Source organism: Chimaeribacter sp. YP20170169 (assembly GCF_056739715.1).
Genome location: NZ_CP176824.1, coordinates 2698195 through 2711955 on the forward strand (window position 1 = coordinate 2698195; position 13761 = coordinate 2711955).

The following is a 13761-nucleotide window of genomic DNA, read 5'->3' on the forward strand; positions in this document are numbered from 1 at the left end:
CTCAGCCCCCCAGCCGCCGCTTGCTCCAGCGCGCCAGCCACTCCGAGAGCAGCAGCGCGCCGAGCGACAGCACAATCGCAATCACGCAGAGGCGCGCGGCGGCGGCTTCCGCCCCCGGCGTCTCAATCAGGGTGTACATCGCCAGCGGCAGGGTACGCGTCTCGCCGGGAATGTTGGAGACAAAGGTGATGGTAGCGCCAAACTCGCCGAGCGAGCGGGCAAAGGCCAGCACCGCGCCGACGATGATGCCCGGCAGCGACAGCGGCAGGGTGAGCGTCAGGAAGACGCGCCACGGCGACGCCCCCAGCGTGCGCGCCGCCTGCTCCAGTCGCAGGTCAATCGCCTCCAGCGCCAGCCGGATGGCGCGCACCATCAGCGGGAAGGCCACCACCGCCGAGGCGAGCGCCGCCCCGCGCCAGCTAAAGCTGAAGCTCAGGCCAAAGGTCTGGTAGAGCCAGCCACCGAGCAGCCCGCGCCGCCCCATGCCAATCAGCAGCAGATAGCCAATTACCACCGGCGGCAGCACCAGCGGCAAATGCACCAGACTGTCCAGCAGCGCCTTGCCGGGGAAGCGGCAGCGCACCAGCACCCAGGCCACCAGAATGCCAAACGGCAGGCTGCCCAACACCGCGACGCCCGCCACTTGCAGGCTCAACAGCACCGCCTGCCACTCGTACTCACTCATCAACGGGGGCTAAATCCATACTGTTTGAACACCACGGCCGCCTGCGGCCCCTTGAGGTAGTCGTAGAACGCCTGCGTTGCGCTGTTCTGGTGATCGCGCACGATCGCCATCGGGTACTCCACCGGCGGGTGGCTCTCTGCGGGGAAGGTGCCGACCACTTTCACCTTGGCGCTGGCCTTGGCGTCTGAGCCGTAGACGATGCCCAGCGGTGCCTCCTGCCGCTCCACCAGCGCCATCGCCGCGCGCACGTTGTTGCCGCGTGCCAGCGTCGGCTCCAGCGCCGTCCACGCCCCCAGCGACTGCAACGCCTGCTTGGCATAGATGCCTGCCGGTACGTGGTCCGGGTCACCGACCGCCAGACGGCCGCCTGACAGCAGCGACACCCACGGCGTCTGCTTGTCGATCTTCACCTCGGCCTGCGCCGACGGCTGCGGCGCAATCAGCACCAGCTCGTTGCCCAGCAGGGTGTAGCGGCTGTTGTTGACGATCTGCTGCTTCTGCTGCGCGTAGTCCATCCACTGCTGATCGGCAGAGATAAACAGGTTGGCCGGCGCGCCCTGCTCAATCTGCCGCGCCAGCACCGAGGAGGAGGCGTAGGAGGCCACCACCTCTACCGGGTGATCCTTCTGGTACTGGGTAGCAATCTCTTGCAGAGCATTGGTTAGCGAGGCGGCGGCAAAGACGGTGATCTTCTCCGCCGCCTGCGCCTGCCACGACAGGCCAGAGAGCAGCGCCACGGCGATCAGTGAACGGGACATCAAACGGCGCGGCGCGCGCGAAGTGGGGCATGGCATAGGGTTCTCTCCGAAGGGGTCAACGTTATATAGGAAATCATATAACGTCGTGTTAAACCTTGTCATTCGCTTTATCGGCGGCGGCCAGCGGAACTTGACGGCCAAAAAAACGCCCGGCACAGGGGCCGGGCGGGAGGGGGAAGCCAATCAGCGGCGCGGGGCCTGGTGGCTCTCTTTGGGATGGCCGATCTTCGAAAAGACGTTGAACACTTCACCCAGGCCGTAGATCAGGCCGAGGATAATTGCCATCACCACCGGCACCATGACGACGGCAAACACCAGACTCTCCAGCAGTTCCAACATAATCGCCTCACTCATTTCCATGGGACGCCGATTGCTGGCGTCAATCTTTGCGATAATAGCAGGGATGGCGCGCCGGGGTGTTAGCAATTCGCCAACCGCCGGTTTGCCTCCCTGCCGCCAATCAGCGACAATTACCCCCTTCCCCGCCGTTGGATGTTGCCATGCACGCTGAAATTTTGCTGACCCTGAAACTCGACCAGCGGGTCTTTGCTGACCCCCGCCGCATCGCCCTGCTGAAACAGGTGCGCACCACCGGCTCCATCAGCCAGGGGGCGAAGCTGGCTGGCATCAGTTACAAAAGCGCCTGGGACGCCATCAATGAGATGAACCAGATGGCCGACCAGACGCTGGTGGAGCGCGCCACCGGCGGCAAGGGCGGCGGCGGCGCGACCCTGACGCGCTATGGCGAGCGGCTGGTGCAACTCTATGACCTGCTGGCGCAGATCCAGCAAAAAGCCTTCGACGTGCTGAAGGAGGACAGCCTGCCGCTCGACAGCCTGCTCGCCGCCATCTCACGCTTCTCGTTGCAGACCAGCGCCCGCAACCAGTTTTTCGCCACCGTCACTGAGCGCGGCCACCAGCATGTGCAGCAGCAGGTGCAGCTGCTACTGGCCGACGGCACCACGCGCCTCAACGCGGCACTGACCGAGCAGAGCGCCGACCGGCTGCAACTGGCGCCGGGCAAGGAGGTGCTGGCGCTGATCAAGGCCCCGTGGGTGACGATCTCCCCGGCCAGCGACCCGTTGCCCGCCAACGCCTTCGCCTGCGTGGTGCAGAGCCTTGAGCCGGGCAGCGACAACAGCGAGGTGCTGCTGACGTTCGCCGGGCGCGAGACGCTGTGCGCCACCGTGCCCAACACCCAGGTGGCGGCGCTGGGGCTACAGCCGGGACTGGCGGTCACCGCGCAGGTGCAGCCCGACCGGGTAATCCTCGCCACCCTGCTGTGATCGCCTGTTAAATCAGGTAGTTGCATTTTCAGCGTTAATACTTTGCAGATTTGTCAATTGACTTCAGCGCCAGCGGCGCTTATCCCTAACCCCAAACTGGTTGCATATTAAGGGATAAAACATGGCGTCATTGCAGATTGCGCAAGGTGTGTTCCGCCTGAGCGACTCTCGCACCCTCCACCTGCCCGAGCTGGCGATCCACGCCGGCGACAGCTGGGCCTTTGTCGGGGCCAACGGCAGCGGCAAATCGGCGCTGGCGCGTGCACTGGCCGGCGAGCTGGTGCAGCTGGAGGGGCAGCGCCAGCATGACTTCCCGCGCATCGCCCGCCTCTCTTTCGAGCAGTTGCAGAAGCTACTGAGCGACGAGTGGCAGCGCAACAACACCGACCTGCTGAGCGCCGACGAGGATGACACCGGCCGCACCACCGCCGACATCATCCAGGAGGAGGTGAAGGATCCGGCGCGCGCGGCGGCGCTGGCGACCCAGTTCGGCATTGCCCCGCTGCTGGCGCGGCGCTTCAAATACCTCTCCACCGGCGAGACGCGCAAAACGCTGCTCTGTCAGGCGCTGATGGCGCAACCCGACCTGCTGATCCTCGACGAGCCTTTCGATGGGCTGGACGTGGCGTCGCGCGGCCAGCTGGCGCTGCTGCTGGGCGAGCTTTCCCAACAGGGGATCACGCTGGTGCTGGTGCTGAACCGCTTCGATGAGATCCCGGCGTTTGTCCAGCAGGTCGGGGTGCTGGCCGACTGCCACCTGACCACCACTGGCCCACGCGAGGCGGTGATGGCGCAGGCGCTGGTGGCGCAACTGGCGCACAGCGAGCGGCTGAGCGGCATGGCGCTGCCAGAGACCGAGGAGCCGCGCCGTGGCCCCGCCCTGCCGCCGGACGAGCCGCGCATCATCCTGCACCACGGGGTGGTCTCCTATAACGATCGCCCGATCCTCAACGGCCTCGACTGGCAGGTCAATCCCGGCGAGCACTGGCAGATTGTCGGCCCGAACGGCGCGGGTAAGTCCACGCTGCTCAGCCTGATCACCGGCGACCACCCGCAGGGCTACAGCAATGACCTGACGCTGTTTGGCCGTCGGCGCGGCAGCGGCGAAACCATCTGGGATATCAAAAAGCACATCGGCTACGTCAGCAGCAGCCTGCACCTTGACTACCGCGTCAGTGCCAGCCTGCGCACGGTGATCCTCTCCGGCTTTTTCGACTCCATCGGCATCTATCAGGCCGCCTCTGACCGCCAGCGGCAGCTGACCGACCACTGGCTGGCGCTGCTGGGGCTGGCCGATGCCGCCGACGCGCCCTTCCACAGCCTCTCCTGGGGACAGCAGCGGCTGGCGCTGATTGCGCGGGCGCTGGTGAAACACCCGGCGCTGCTGATTCTGGATGAGCCGTTGCAGGGGCTGGACCCGCTCAACCGCCAGCTGGTGCGCCGCTGGATTGACGTGCTGATTGGCGAGGGCGAAACCCAGTTGCTGTTTGTCTCGCACCATGCCGAGGACGCGCCAGCCTGCATCACCCACCGCCTGAGCTTTGTGCCCGAGGGCGACCTCTACCGCTATGTGACGCAGGCACTGTGACCGCCGCGCTACCACTCTGCATGACCAAGTGGTAGCGGTTACACTAGGTCTGGCCGCTCGTGGTTTTCAGCCAATTCCCCCCTGCTCTTTCCCGGCGGCTTGTGCTAGGCTGCCGGGTGTAAGCGATTCCATTTCTTGAGTCTGGATCACCTTTTCTTTGCCGCTGGCGTGCTATCTTTTGGTATGGTTGTATAGCCGTGGGCAAGAAGGCCCCCGGCCAGAGAGTGTGGAAGCGGTTACACTAGCCCGTTTGTGGGCCTTTTTGATTGCTGTTCCCTGTTGTGCCCCGGGCCACAGGCCTTGCCGGGCGTTTGGATAAAGGAATGTTTACGCTATGTCGACTTTTAACCCGGTTGATCACCCACATCGCCGCTACAACCCGCTGACCGGCCAGTGGATCCTGGTCTCCCCGCACCGTGCCAAGCGCCCTTGGCAGGGCCAGCAGGAGTCGCCGGCGCTGGAGACTTTGCCCAGCCACGATCCTGACTGCTTCCTCTGCCCCGGCAACACGCGTGTGACCGGTGACGTCAACCCGGATTACACCACCACCTACGTCTTCACCAATGATTTCGCCGCCCTGATGCCGGACACCCCGGCCGCGCCAGAGAGCGATGACCCGCTGATGCGCTGCCAGGGCGCGCGCGGCACCAGCCGGGTGATCTGCTTCTCGCCAGACCACAGCAAAACCCTGCCGCAGCTCTCGCTGCCAGCACTGGAAGCGGTGGTGGAGACCTGGCAGGCGCAGAGCGCCGAACTGGGCCAGACTTACCCGTGGGTGCAGGTGTTTGAGAACAAGGGCGCGGCGATGGGCTGCTCCAACCCGCACCCGCATGGGCAGGTGTGGGCCAACAGCTTCCTGCCAAATGAGGCGGCGCGCGAAGATCAGTTGCAGCGCGACTACCTGCAACAGCAAGGCTCGCCCATGCTGCTCGACTACGTACAGCGCGAGCAGGCGGACGGCAGCCGCACCGTGGTGGAGACCGAGCACTGGCTGGCGGTGGTGCCCTACTGGGCAGCATGGCCATTCGAAACCCTGCTGCTGCCGAAGGCCCACGTCCTGCGCCTGACTGAGTTGTCAGAGGCGCAACGCCGCGATCTGGCACTGGCGCTGAAAAAACTCACCAGCCGCTATGACAACCTGTTCCAGTGCTCCTTCCCCTACTCAATGGGATGGCACGGCGCGCCGTTCACCGACGGCGACCACACGCACTGGCAGTTGCATGCGCACTTCTATCCGCCGCTGCTGCGTTCCGCATCAGTGCGCAAATTTATGGTCGGGTACGAGATGCTGGCAGAGACCCAGCGCGACCTGACTGCCGAACAGGCGGCGGAGCGTCTGCGCGCCGTCAGCGATATCCACTACCGTGAAGCCGGAGCCGAACAATGAGCCTGACCACCACTACCCACCAGATTTTTGAACAGACCTTTGGCTACCCGGCGGCGCTGACCGTGCAAGCGCCCGGCCGCGTCAACCTGATTGGCGAGCACACCGACTACAACGATGGCTTCGTGCTGCCCTGCGCCATCGACTATGAGACGGTGATAGCCTGCGCCAAGCGTGACGACCGCCAGGTGCGCGTGGTGGCCGCCGACTATGACAACCAGCAGGATAGCTTCTCCCTCGACGCGCCGATCCTCTCCAACGACGCGCTGCCGTGGGCCAACTATGTGCGCGGCGTGGTGAAACACCTGCAACAGCGCTGCCCGTCGCTGGGCGGCGCGGATCTGGTGATCAGCGGCAACGTGCCACAGGGCGCAGGCCTCAGCTCCTCCGCCTCGCTGGAGGTGGCGGTCGGTCAGGCGATGCAGGCGCTCCACCAGCTGCCGCTGGATGGCGTGGCGCTGGCGCTGAATGGCCAGGAGGCGGAGAACCAGTTTGTCGGCTGCAACTGCGGCATCATGGACCAGCTGATCTCTGCCCTCGGCAAGCAAGACCACGCGCTGCTGATTGACTGCCGCTCGCTGGAGACGCGCCCGGTGCCGATGCCGGAGGATGTGGCAGTGGTGATCATCAACTCCAACGTCAAGCGCGGGCTGGTGGGCAGTGAGTACAACGCCCGCCGCGAACAGTGCGAGGTGGCGGCGCGCTTCTTTGGCGTCAAGGCACTGCGCGACGTCAACCCGGATCTCTTCTTCCCCATCGCCCATGAGATGGACCCGGTAGTATCACGCCGCGCCCGCCACGTGATCACCGAAAATGACCGCACGCTGGCCGCCGCCGAGGCGCTGGCCGCCGGTGACCTGAAGAAGATGGGCCAGCTGATGGCCGAATCCCACGCCTCCATGCGGGATGATTTTGAGATCACCGTGCCGCCGATCGATGCGCTGGTGGAGATTGTCAAAGGCGTGATTGGCGAGCGCGGCGGCGTGCGTATGACCGGCGGCGGCTTCGGCGGCTGCGTGGTGGCGCTGATGCCAACCGCGCTGGTCGATGAGGTGCGTGAGGCGGTGGCGCGCGACTACCCGGCGCAGACCGGCCTGAAAGAGACGTTCTACGTCTGCCGCGCGATGCAGGGGGCCAGCGTATGCTAAACACTACCCCGGCCCCTGATGGTCAGCCGTTCAACCTGCACACGCTGCACAATGTCCACGGCATGAGCGTGACCCTGATGGACTGGGGCGCCACCTGGCTCTCCGCCCTGCTGCCACTGGCGGGCGGCGAGACGCGCGAACTGCTGTTGGGCTGCGAGTCGACCTCGCTCTACCCACAGCAGGAGGCCTACCTGGGCGCGACCGTTGGCCGTTACGCCAACCGCATCGCCCACGCCCGCATCATGGTGGATGGGCAACCGCGCCAGCTGGCCGCCAACCAAGGCGCGCACCAGTTGCACGGCGGCCCGCAGGGCTTCAACGCCCGCCGCTGGGCCTGCCTGGAGGCGGATGCCAGCCACGTGCGCTACCAGCTCGACTCACCAGATGGCGATCAGGGTTTCCCCGGCAATCTGAGCGTGACGGTGACCTACCGCCTTACCGACGACAACCGGCTGGAGATTGAGTATGGCGGCACGGTGGATCGCGCCTGCCCGGTTAACCTCACCAACCACGCCTACTTCAACCTCGACAGCGAGGGGGCGGACGTGCGCCAGCACCGGCTGCAACTGTTTGCCGACCGCTTCCTGCCGGTGGACAGCGAGGGTATTCCCAGCGCCGACCTGACCGAGGTGGATGGCAGCGGCATGGATTTCCGCCAGCCAAAAACGCTGGCGCAGGACTTCCTGAAAGATCGTGACCAGCAGCGGGTGAAGGGCTATGACCACGCCTACCTGCTGCGCCGCACCAGTGGCGCGCTCGACACGGCCGCCGCCCACCTCTGGTCGTCCGATGGCAAGGTGAAGATGAGCGTCTTTACCTCCGCCCCAGCGTTGCAGCTCTACAGCGGCAACTTCCTCAACGGCGTACCGAACCGCAGCGGCGGCACCTACGCCAACTACACCGGCGTGGCGTTGGAGAGCGAATTCCTGCCTGACAGCCCCAACCACCCGGCATGGCCGCAGCCCGATTGCTGGCTGGCACCGGGCAAGAGCTACCGCTCCACCACCGTCTACCAGTTCTTCGCGCTGTAACGCCAACGGGGGCCTCGGCCCCCGTTTTCCTCCCGCCCAGCAAAATGTGAAATATCACACAATCCCCACGGAAAAGCCGCCAAGGGCGCGTGACAGGCTCTACGCTTAAAGGATTCCCCCTCAGTTACAAGGAGTTCCTATGCGTCGCGCTTACCTGCTCTCTCCCCTGCTTGCCTTGCTGATTGGCGGGGGCGCGCTGGCCGCTGACACCCAGAGCCGCGAGGCCGCCGCCGCCCTGCACAACCCCACCCAGCAGAAGATGACCGACTGCGAACAGCAGGCCACCCAACAGTCGCTGAAGGGCGAGGATCGCAAAAAATTTATGAGCCAGTGCCTGCCAGCGCAGGTCAACCCTGACCAGCAGTTGACGCCCCACCAGCTGAAGATGAAAGCCTGCAACGACGACGCCGACCATCAGGACATTACCGGTGACGCCCGCAAGACCTTCATGAGCAAGTGCCTGAAGAAAAACAGCTAGTTCAACCCTTTACCCACGATGGCCCGGCCCCAGCGGGCGGGCTGTCCTGGCATGCCCCGCGTTTCATTTTCTTTGTCCGCCAATTTTCGCTATGGTGTAGGGCAACAGATTGTCCCCGCCATTGGGTTGGTGGCAACAGGCGCGGTTTTTCCGCGCCACAATCCGATTGTCGGCGTGATGGTCAGGCCATATAATGATAATTGTTATCATTAAAAATCAGGAAATTAAGGAGTTTAGCTATGGCTGTAACGAAGCTGGTGCTGGTAAGACATGGTGAAAGTGAGTGGAACAAAGAGAACCGCTTCACTGGCTGGAAAGATGTCGATCTCTCTGACAAAGGCCGCACCGAAGCCAAGCAGGCAGGACAGTTGCTGAAACAGGAAGGCTTCCATTTCGATTTCGCTTACACCTCCGTGCTGAAACGCGCCATCCACACCCTGTGGAACATCCTGGACGAGCTGGACCAACCGTGGCTGCCGGTGGAGAAGTCCTGGAAACTGAACGAACGCCACTATGGCGCGTTGCAGGGTCTGGACAAAGCCGAAACCGCACAGAAATATGGTGACGAGCAGGTAAAACAGTGGCGTCGTGGCTTTGCCGTGACCCCGCCGGAGCTGGATCGTGAAGATGAGCGCTTCCCGGGCCACGACCCGCGCTACGCCAAACTGCGTGCGGAAGAGCTGCCGACCACCGAAAGCCTGGCGCTGACCATCGATCGCGTGATCCCTTATTGGACTGACGAGATCAAACCGCGCATTGAGAGCGGCGAGCGCGTCATCATCGCGGCCCACGGTAACTCCCTGCGCGCGCTGGTGAAGTACCTGGACAACATGAGCGAAGAAGAGATCCTCGAACTGAACATCCCGACCGGCGTGCCGCTGGTGTATGAGTTCGACGAAAACTTCAAGCCGATCAAGCACTACTACCTGGGCAATGCCGACGAGATCGCCGCCAAAGCGGCCGCTGTCGCCAACCAGGGCAAAGCGAAGTAACAAAAACGGGGCCGATGGCCCCGTTTTTTTATCCCTGCAGGCATTAGCCGCGGCGCGCTTCCACCGCCGCCGCCAACTGGCGCAGCACGGTTTCGGTGTCGTCCCAGCCGATGCAGGCGTCAGTGACGCTCTTGCCATAAACCAGCGGCTCGCCACTCTCCAGACTCTGGTTGCCCTCCACCAGATGGCTCTCAATCATCACGCCCATGATGCTCTGGTCGCCGCCCGCGATCTGGCCGCAGACGTCGGTCGCCACTTCCATCTGCTTTTTGAACTGCTTGCTGCTGTTGGCGTGGCTGAAGTCGATCATGATGCGCGCTGGCAAGCCCGCCTGTTCCAACCCGGCCTTCACCGCGCTGACATCCTGCGCGCTGTAGTTGGGCGCCTTGCCGCCGCGCAGGATGATGTGGCAGTCGCCATTGCCGCTGGTGTTGACGATGGCGGAGTGGCCCCACTTGGTGACCGACAGGAAGCTGTGCGGCGCGCCAGCGGCGTTGATGGCGTCAATGGCCACCTTGATGGTGCCGTCGGTGCCATTCTTGAAGCCGACCGGGCAGGAGAGGCCAGAGGCCAGCTCGCGGTGCACCTGGGACTCGGTGGTGCGCGCGCCAATCGCGCCCCAGCTCATTAAGTCCGCCATATATTGCGGGGTGATCATGTCGAGGAACTCGCCCGCCGCGGGCAGACCGGTGTCATTGATCTCCAGCAGCAATTTGCGCGCCAGACGCAGGCCATCATTGATCTGGAAGCTGCCATCCATTTGCGGGTCGTTGATCAGCCCTTTCCAGCCGACGGTGGTGCGCGGTTTCTCAAAGTAGACGCGCATCACAATCTCCAGCGCGCCATGCAGCTCGTCACGCAGCGCCAGCAGGCGGCTGGCGTACTCTTTGGCTGCTTTGGGATCGTGGATGGAACAGGGGCCAATCACCACCAGCAGGCGGTCATCGTTGCCCTTCAGGATTCTGTGGATCGCGCTGCGTGCGTGGGAGACCGTCTCCGCTGCCTTATCAGTGGCAGGAAATTTCTCTAACAGGGCAACAGGGGGCAGAAGTTCTTTGATCTCTTTGATGCGTAAATCGTCATTTTGGTAATTCATAACTGTTCCATTGGATCTTCGGAGGGGCGCACACACGGGCGAATCTGCCTAAATTTATCCTCTCTCCCGGTTGCTGTAAATATACTTTCACACCTGCGCTTTTTCCGCGGCCAGATTGATAACTGGCGAGATTAATCTAGGCTTAAAGTATGCATATGAATCAGTCACACAATGTCGGCGACCCGTTTTATCCATATGCGCAACCGGTTATCCGGCTGCTACCCGGCTAAAACGTCCATTACCCCAATCAATACCGCGCGGGAACAAGGACGTGATTTTCTGGCAACGGGCAATCGTTAACCGCCCGGTCTGCCATTCTGTTTCACATAACCCGACCCACAGCACCAAAAAAATGGAGAGGACATAATGAAAAAGCTCGCTTTGATTTTTCTGACCGCAACCATGGCACTCGGTACTTTCGGTAGTGGCGCTGCGCTGGCCGCTGGCTCTTCCAGCAATAATGGCATGTCTAACCAATCTGATGGCCCTGGCGCGAAAGAGAACCTGCCGCCGAACAACGTGGACAATAGCCAGATCAATACCGGCTCCAACGATGTGAGCGGCAATACCAGCATTGATACCGGCACCGGTGATACCAGCACCGCGACTGGCACCACCGATGCGGATGAAGCACATAAAAAAACCATGTGTAAAGATGGCCGCTGCCCAGACCAGACTCCAGGGGCTGCCGCGGACGACACCACCAAGTAATCCGCCCGCCATTAACACCATCACGGGGGCCTGGCCCCCGTTTTTGTTTTTCCACTCCCCTTCCCCCTTGCAACCTGCCGCCCGTGGTTTATGCTATCTGAACAGCCATAACTGGCTGATATTAAATGTATTGTTATAACATGACGACTGGCCTCCTGCCGGTTGTCAGTGACTGCTGACAGGATAGTTTATGGCTCATACTCATCATCACGCCCCGAGTGACAGTAACAGCAAGCGCTTGTTGTGGGCCTTGCTGATCACCGGTGGTTTTATGGTCGCGGAAGTGATTGGCGGGCTGGTTTCTGGTTCGCTGGCGCTGTTGGCCGACGCTGGCCACATGCTGACCGACACCGCCGCGCTGTTGATGGCGCTGCTGGCGGTGCGTTTTGCCCGGCGCAAGCCCAACGCGCGCCATACCTTTGGCTATCTGCGTTTGACTACCATGGCCGCCTTCGTCAATGCGGCAGCGCTGCTGGTGATTGTGGTGCTGATTATCTGGGAGGCGGTGGAGCGTTTTGTCCAGCCACAGCCGGTGCTGGGTGGCACCATGATGGTGATTGCGGTGGCCGGGCTGTTCGCCAACCTCGCCTCATTTTGGCTGCTGCACCGTGGCGACGCCGAGGCCAATATCAACGTGCGCGCGGCGGCGCTGCATGTGCTGGGCGACCTGCTCGGCTCCGTTGGGGCGATTGTAGCGGCGCTGGTTATCCTCTATACCGGCTGGACGCCCATCGACCCGATTTTGTCGGTGCTGGTCTCCTGTCTGGTATTGCGCAGCGCCTGGGGGCTGATGAAGGAGAGCTTCCACGAGTTGCTGGAGGGGACGCCGCAGGAGATTGACATTCAGGCGTTGCAGAAAGACCTGTCACGCAATATCCCGGAGGTGCGCGACGTGCACCACGTCCACGTCTGGCAAGTGGGTGAGCAGCGGCTGATGACGCTCCACGCGCAGGTAGTACCGCCCCATGACCATGACGCGCTGCTGCACCGTATCCAGCACTACCTGCTGGATCACTACCAGATTGGCCACGCCACCATCCAGATGGAGTATCAGCATTGTGATACACCAGATTGCGGGATCAGTGAGCGCGCGGCGCAGGGCGCGCATGGGCACGCTCATTCTCATGGGCATGGGCACTCTCATGGGCATTAGAGGGATTTAGGCAATGGCGGGTGCCTGTGGCCTCGCTTAGGCCGGAGAAGGGCCTGCCAGCGCGCTGGCCTTGCTCCACGCGGGCAGCTTAGCCTTCGGTTTGTTTATGTCTTTTTCTGCTTTGGCTTCTTTGTTGTGTGCGGCTTCGCTGAGGCCGGAGCAGGGTTTCGGTTGTTCGGATTCCTCTTTCTACCTGTGCCTCGGCACCTCAACCGAGCAGGGCCTGCCGGCGCGCCGGCCCTGCCCCACGCGGGCGTGTTAACCTTCAGTTTTTTCATGTCTTTTTCTGCTTTGGCTTCTTTGTTGTGTGCGGCTTCGCTGAGGCCGGAGCAGGGTTTCGGTTGTTTGGGTTCCTTTTTCTACCTGAGCCTTGGAGCCTCAACCGAGCAGGGCCTGCCAGCGCGCCGGCCCTGCACCACGCGGGCGTGTTAACCTTCAGTTTGTTCATGTCTTTTTCTGCTTTGGCTTCTTTGTTGTGTGCAGCTTCGCTGAGGCCGGAGCAGGGTTTCGGTTGTTTGGGTTCCTCTTTCTACCTGTGCCTTGGAGCCTCAACCGAGCAGGGCCTGCCGGCGCGCCGGCCCTGCACCCGCGCGCTTTGGGGGAATGGCTAATCATTGCCCGCTCTCGCGGGTGACCCTCGTTGCGTCTCCGGGCTTGCGGGCCGGCCCAGACGCGCTCCCGGCGCGGCTGGCCCTTTCGCGGGCGTCCTGCCCGCTCACCCGGCCCTGTGACTTCACTCGGCAATGATTTAACGCCCCTACCTCCTCTGCGCGCTGTGAGTATGTGAGGAAATAGTTGGGGGAGTTTTTATATTGGAAGGGGAAATGGATTGGCTGTGGAGCTGATTGTATTTTTTGTCTACGGCAGACTTAAACACCACATACCCAGCCGCATAGAATCCAGAAACTTTTAAATAGAAATAATTCCCCCATATTCCGCCCCAACTCTTTCCTCACATAGCCGAGGATTTGCAGAAACGGTGGGGGCGTTCAATTATTGCCGACGGAAGATTCCGGGCCGGGTGAGCGCACAGGGATATGCGCGAAAGTGGCAGTCGCGCTGGGAGCGCGTCTGCCGCGGCCCGACAGGCCGGAAGCTGACGGAGGGAACCCGCGGTAGCGGGCAATAATTAGCCGAGGCACCCAGAGCGCGCGGGTGCAGGGCCGGCGCGCCGGCAGGCCCTGCTCGGTTGAGGCTCCAAGGCTCAGGTAGAAAAAGGAACCCAAACAACCGAAACCCTGCTCCGGCCTCAGCGAGGCCAAAAATAACCACGAAAGCCAAAGCAGAAAAAGACAGAGCCAAACTGAAGGTTAAACATGCCCGCGTGGTGCAGGGCCGGCGCGCCGGCAGGCCCTGCTCGGTTGAGGCGCAGGCGTACAGGTAGACAAAGGAACTCAAACAACCGAAACCCTGCTCCGGCCTAGCGCGGCCACAGGCACCCGCCATGTCCA

Annotated in this window: 13 protein-coding genes; 9 read left to right on the plus strand and 4 right to left on the minus strand. The window is 62.5% G+C overall.

What is annotated here, in order from left to right:
- Position 1: 1 nt before the first annotated feature.
- The 3 genes from modB to ACK3SD_RS12255 all read right to left on the minus strand — a co-directional run bounded on the left by modB (position 2) and on the right by ACK3SD_RS12255 (position 1782).
- The gene (gene modB / locus ACK3SD_RS12245; protein ID WP_137763817.1) at positions 2-685 is read right to left on the minus strand and encodes a molybdate ABC transporter permease subunit; all 684 of its coding nucleotides are present in this window, start codon (positions 683-685) and stop codon (positions 2-4) included.
- On the minus strand, positions 685-1443 hold the full coding sequence (gene modA / locus ACK3SD_RS12250) for a molybdate ABC transporter substrate-binding protein (protein ID WP_481127550.1): 759 nt from the start codon (positions 1441-1443) through the stop codon (positions 685-687). Before modA ends, modB begins: the two co-directional genes overlap by 1 nt.
- 183 nt (positions 1444-1626) lie before the next feature.
- The gene (locus ACK3SD_RS12255) at positions 1627-1782 is read right to left on the minus strand and encodes an AcrZ family multidrug efflux pump-associated protein (RefSeq protein ID WP_137763819.1); all 156 of its coding nucleotides are present in this window, start codon (positions 1780-1782) and stop codon (positions 1627-1629) included.
- A 161-nt stretch (positions 1783-1943) separates the two neighbouring features.
- Between ACK3SD_RS12255 and modE the strand changes: the two genes are divergently transcribed.
- The 7 genes from modE to gpmA all read left to right on the plus strand — a co-directional run bounded on the left by modE (position 1944) and on the right by gpmA (position 9350).
- Complete coding sequence (gene modE, locus ACK3SD_RS12260; protein WP_481125671.1) at positions 1944-2729, plus strand: molybdenum-dependent transcriptional regulator; 786 nt, start codon at positions 1944-1946, stop codon at positions 2727-2729.
- A 121-nt stretch (positions 2730-2850) separates the two neighbouring features.
- A complete protein-coding gene (gene modF / locus ACK3SD_RS12265) occupies positions 2851-4317 on the plus strand; it encodes a molybdate ABC transporter ATP-binding protein ModF (protein ID WP_481125672.1) in 1467 nt (488 codons plus the stop codon).
- Between the two features lie 334 nt (positions 4318-4651).
- Entirely contained in the window at positions 4652-5704 is a 1053-nt protein-coding gene (gene galT / locus ACK3SD_RS12270; protein ID WP_481125673.1) for a galactose-1-phosphate uridylyltransferase, read from the plus strand.
- Entirely contained in the window at positions 5701-6849 is a 1149-nt protein-coding gene (gene galK, locus ACK3SD_RS12275) for a galactokinase (protein ID WP_481125674.1), read from the plus strand. The genes galT and galK overlap by 4 nt, the downstream gene beginning before the upstream one ends.
- Positions 6843-7880, plus strand: a complete 1038-nt coding sequence (gene galM, locus ACK3SD_RS12280; protein ID WP_481125675.1) for a galactose-1-epimerase — start codon at positions 6843-6845, stop codon at positions 7878-7880. The genes galK and galM overlap by 7 nt, the downstream gene beginning before the upstream one ends.
- A gap of 139 nt (positions 7881-8019) precedes the next feature.
- Entirely contained in the window at positions 8020-8358 is a 339-nt protein-coding gene (locus ACK3SD_RS12285) for a PsiF family protein (protein ID WP_481125676.1), read from the plus strand.
- 239 nt (positions 8359-8597) lie between these two features.
- A complete protein-coding gene (gpmA, locus tag ACK3SD_RS12290) occupies positions 8598-9350 on the plus strand; it encodes a 2,3-diphosphoglycerate-dependent phosphoglycerate mutase (RefSeq protein WP_137763826.1) in 753 nt (250 codons plus the stop codon).
- Positions 9351-9393: 43 nt separating this feature from the next.
- On the opposite strand, the gene aroG is transcribed toward gpmA, so the two are convergent.
- Positions 9394-10446 (minus strand): 3-deoxy-7-phosphoheptulonate synthase AroG, encoded by a 1053-nt coding sequence (aroG, locus tag ACK3SD_RS12295; protein ID WP_481125677.1) that lies wholly within the window; start codon positions 10444-10446, stop codon positions 9394-9396.
- A gap of 366 nt (positions 10447-10812) precedes the next feature.
- Here aroG and ACK3SD_RS12300 point away from each other — a divergent pair, with 366 nt between their 5' ends.
- Entirely contained in the window at positions 10813-11157 is a 345-nt protein-coding gene (locus tag ACK3SD_RS12300; RefSeq protein WP_137763828.1) for a protein YbgS, read from the plus strand.
- Between the two features lie 190 nt (positions 11158-11347).
- Positions 11348-12310, plus strand: coding sequence for a CDF family zinc transporter ZitB (zitB, locus tag ACK3SD_RS12305; protein WP_481125678.1), 963 nt, complete (start codon positions 11348-11350; stop codon positions 12308-12310).
- Positions 12311-13761: the final 1451 nt, after the last annotated feature.

Excerpts from the sequence above, each read along its gene's own strand:
- modB (WP_137763817.1), bottom strand. The coding sequence starts at position 685 with ATGAGTGAGTACGAGTGGCAGGCGGTGCTGTTGAGCCTGCAAGTGGCG.
- modA (WP_481127550.1), bottom strand. The coding sequence starts at position 1,443 with ATGTCCCGTTCACTGATCGCCGTGGCGCTGCTCTCTGGCCTGTCGTGG.
- ACK3SD_RS12255 (WP_137763819.1), bottom strand. The coding sequence starts at position 1,782 with ATGTTGGAACTGCTGGAGAGTCTGGTGTTTGCCGTCGTCATGGTGCCG.
- modE (WP_481125671.1), top strand. The coding sequence starts at position 1,944 with ATGCACGCTGAAATTTTGCTGACCCTGAAACTCGACCAGCGGGTCTTT.
- modF (WP_481125672.1), top strand. The coding sequence starts at position 2,851 with ATGGCGTCATTGCAGATTGCGCAAGGTGTGTTCCGCCTGAGCGACTCT.
- galT (WP_481125673.1), top strand. The coding sequence starts at position 4,652 with ATGTCGACTTTTAACCCGGTTGATCACCCACATCGCCGCTACAACCCG.
- galK (WP_481125674.1), top strand. The coding sequence starts at position 5,701 with ATGAGCCTGACCACCACTACCCACCAGATTTTTGAACAGACCTTTGGC.
- galM (WP_481125675.1), top strand. The coding sequence starts at position 6,843 with ATGCTAAACACTACCCCGGCCCCTGATGGTCAGCCGTTCAACCTGCAC.
- ACK3SD_RS12285 (WP_481125676.1), top strand. The coding sequence starts at position 8,020 with ATGCGTCGCGCTTACCTGCTCTCTCCCCTGCTTGCCTTGCTGATTGGC.
- gpmA (WP_137763826.1), top strand. The coding sequence starts at position 8,598 with ATGGCTGTAACGAAGCTGGTGCTGGTAAGACATGGTGAAAGTGAGTGG.
- aroG (WP_481125677.1), bottom strand. The coding sequence starts at position 10,446 with ATGAATTACCAAAATGACGATTTACGCATCAAAGAGATCAAAGAACTT.
- ACK3SD_RS12300 (WP_137763828.1), top strand. The coding sequence starts at position 10,813 with ATGAAAAAGCTCGCTTTGATTTTTCTGACCGCAACCATGGCACTCGGT.
- zitB (WP_481125678.1), top strand. The coding sequence starts at position 11,348 with ATGGCTCATACTCATCATCACGCCCCGAGTGACAGTAACAGCAAGCGC.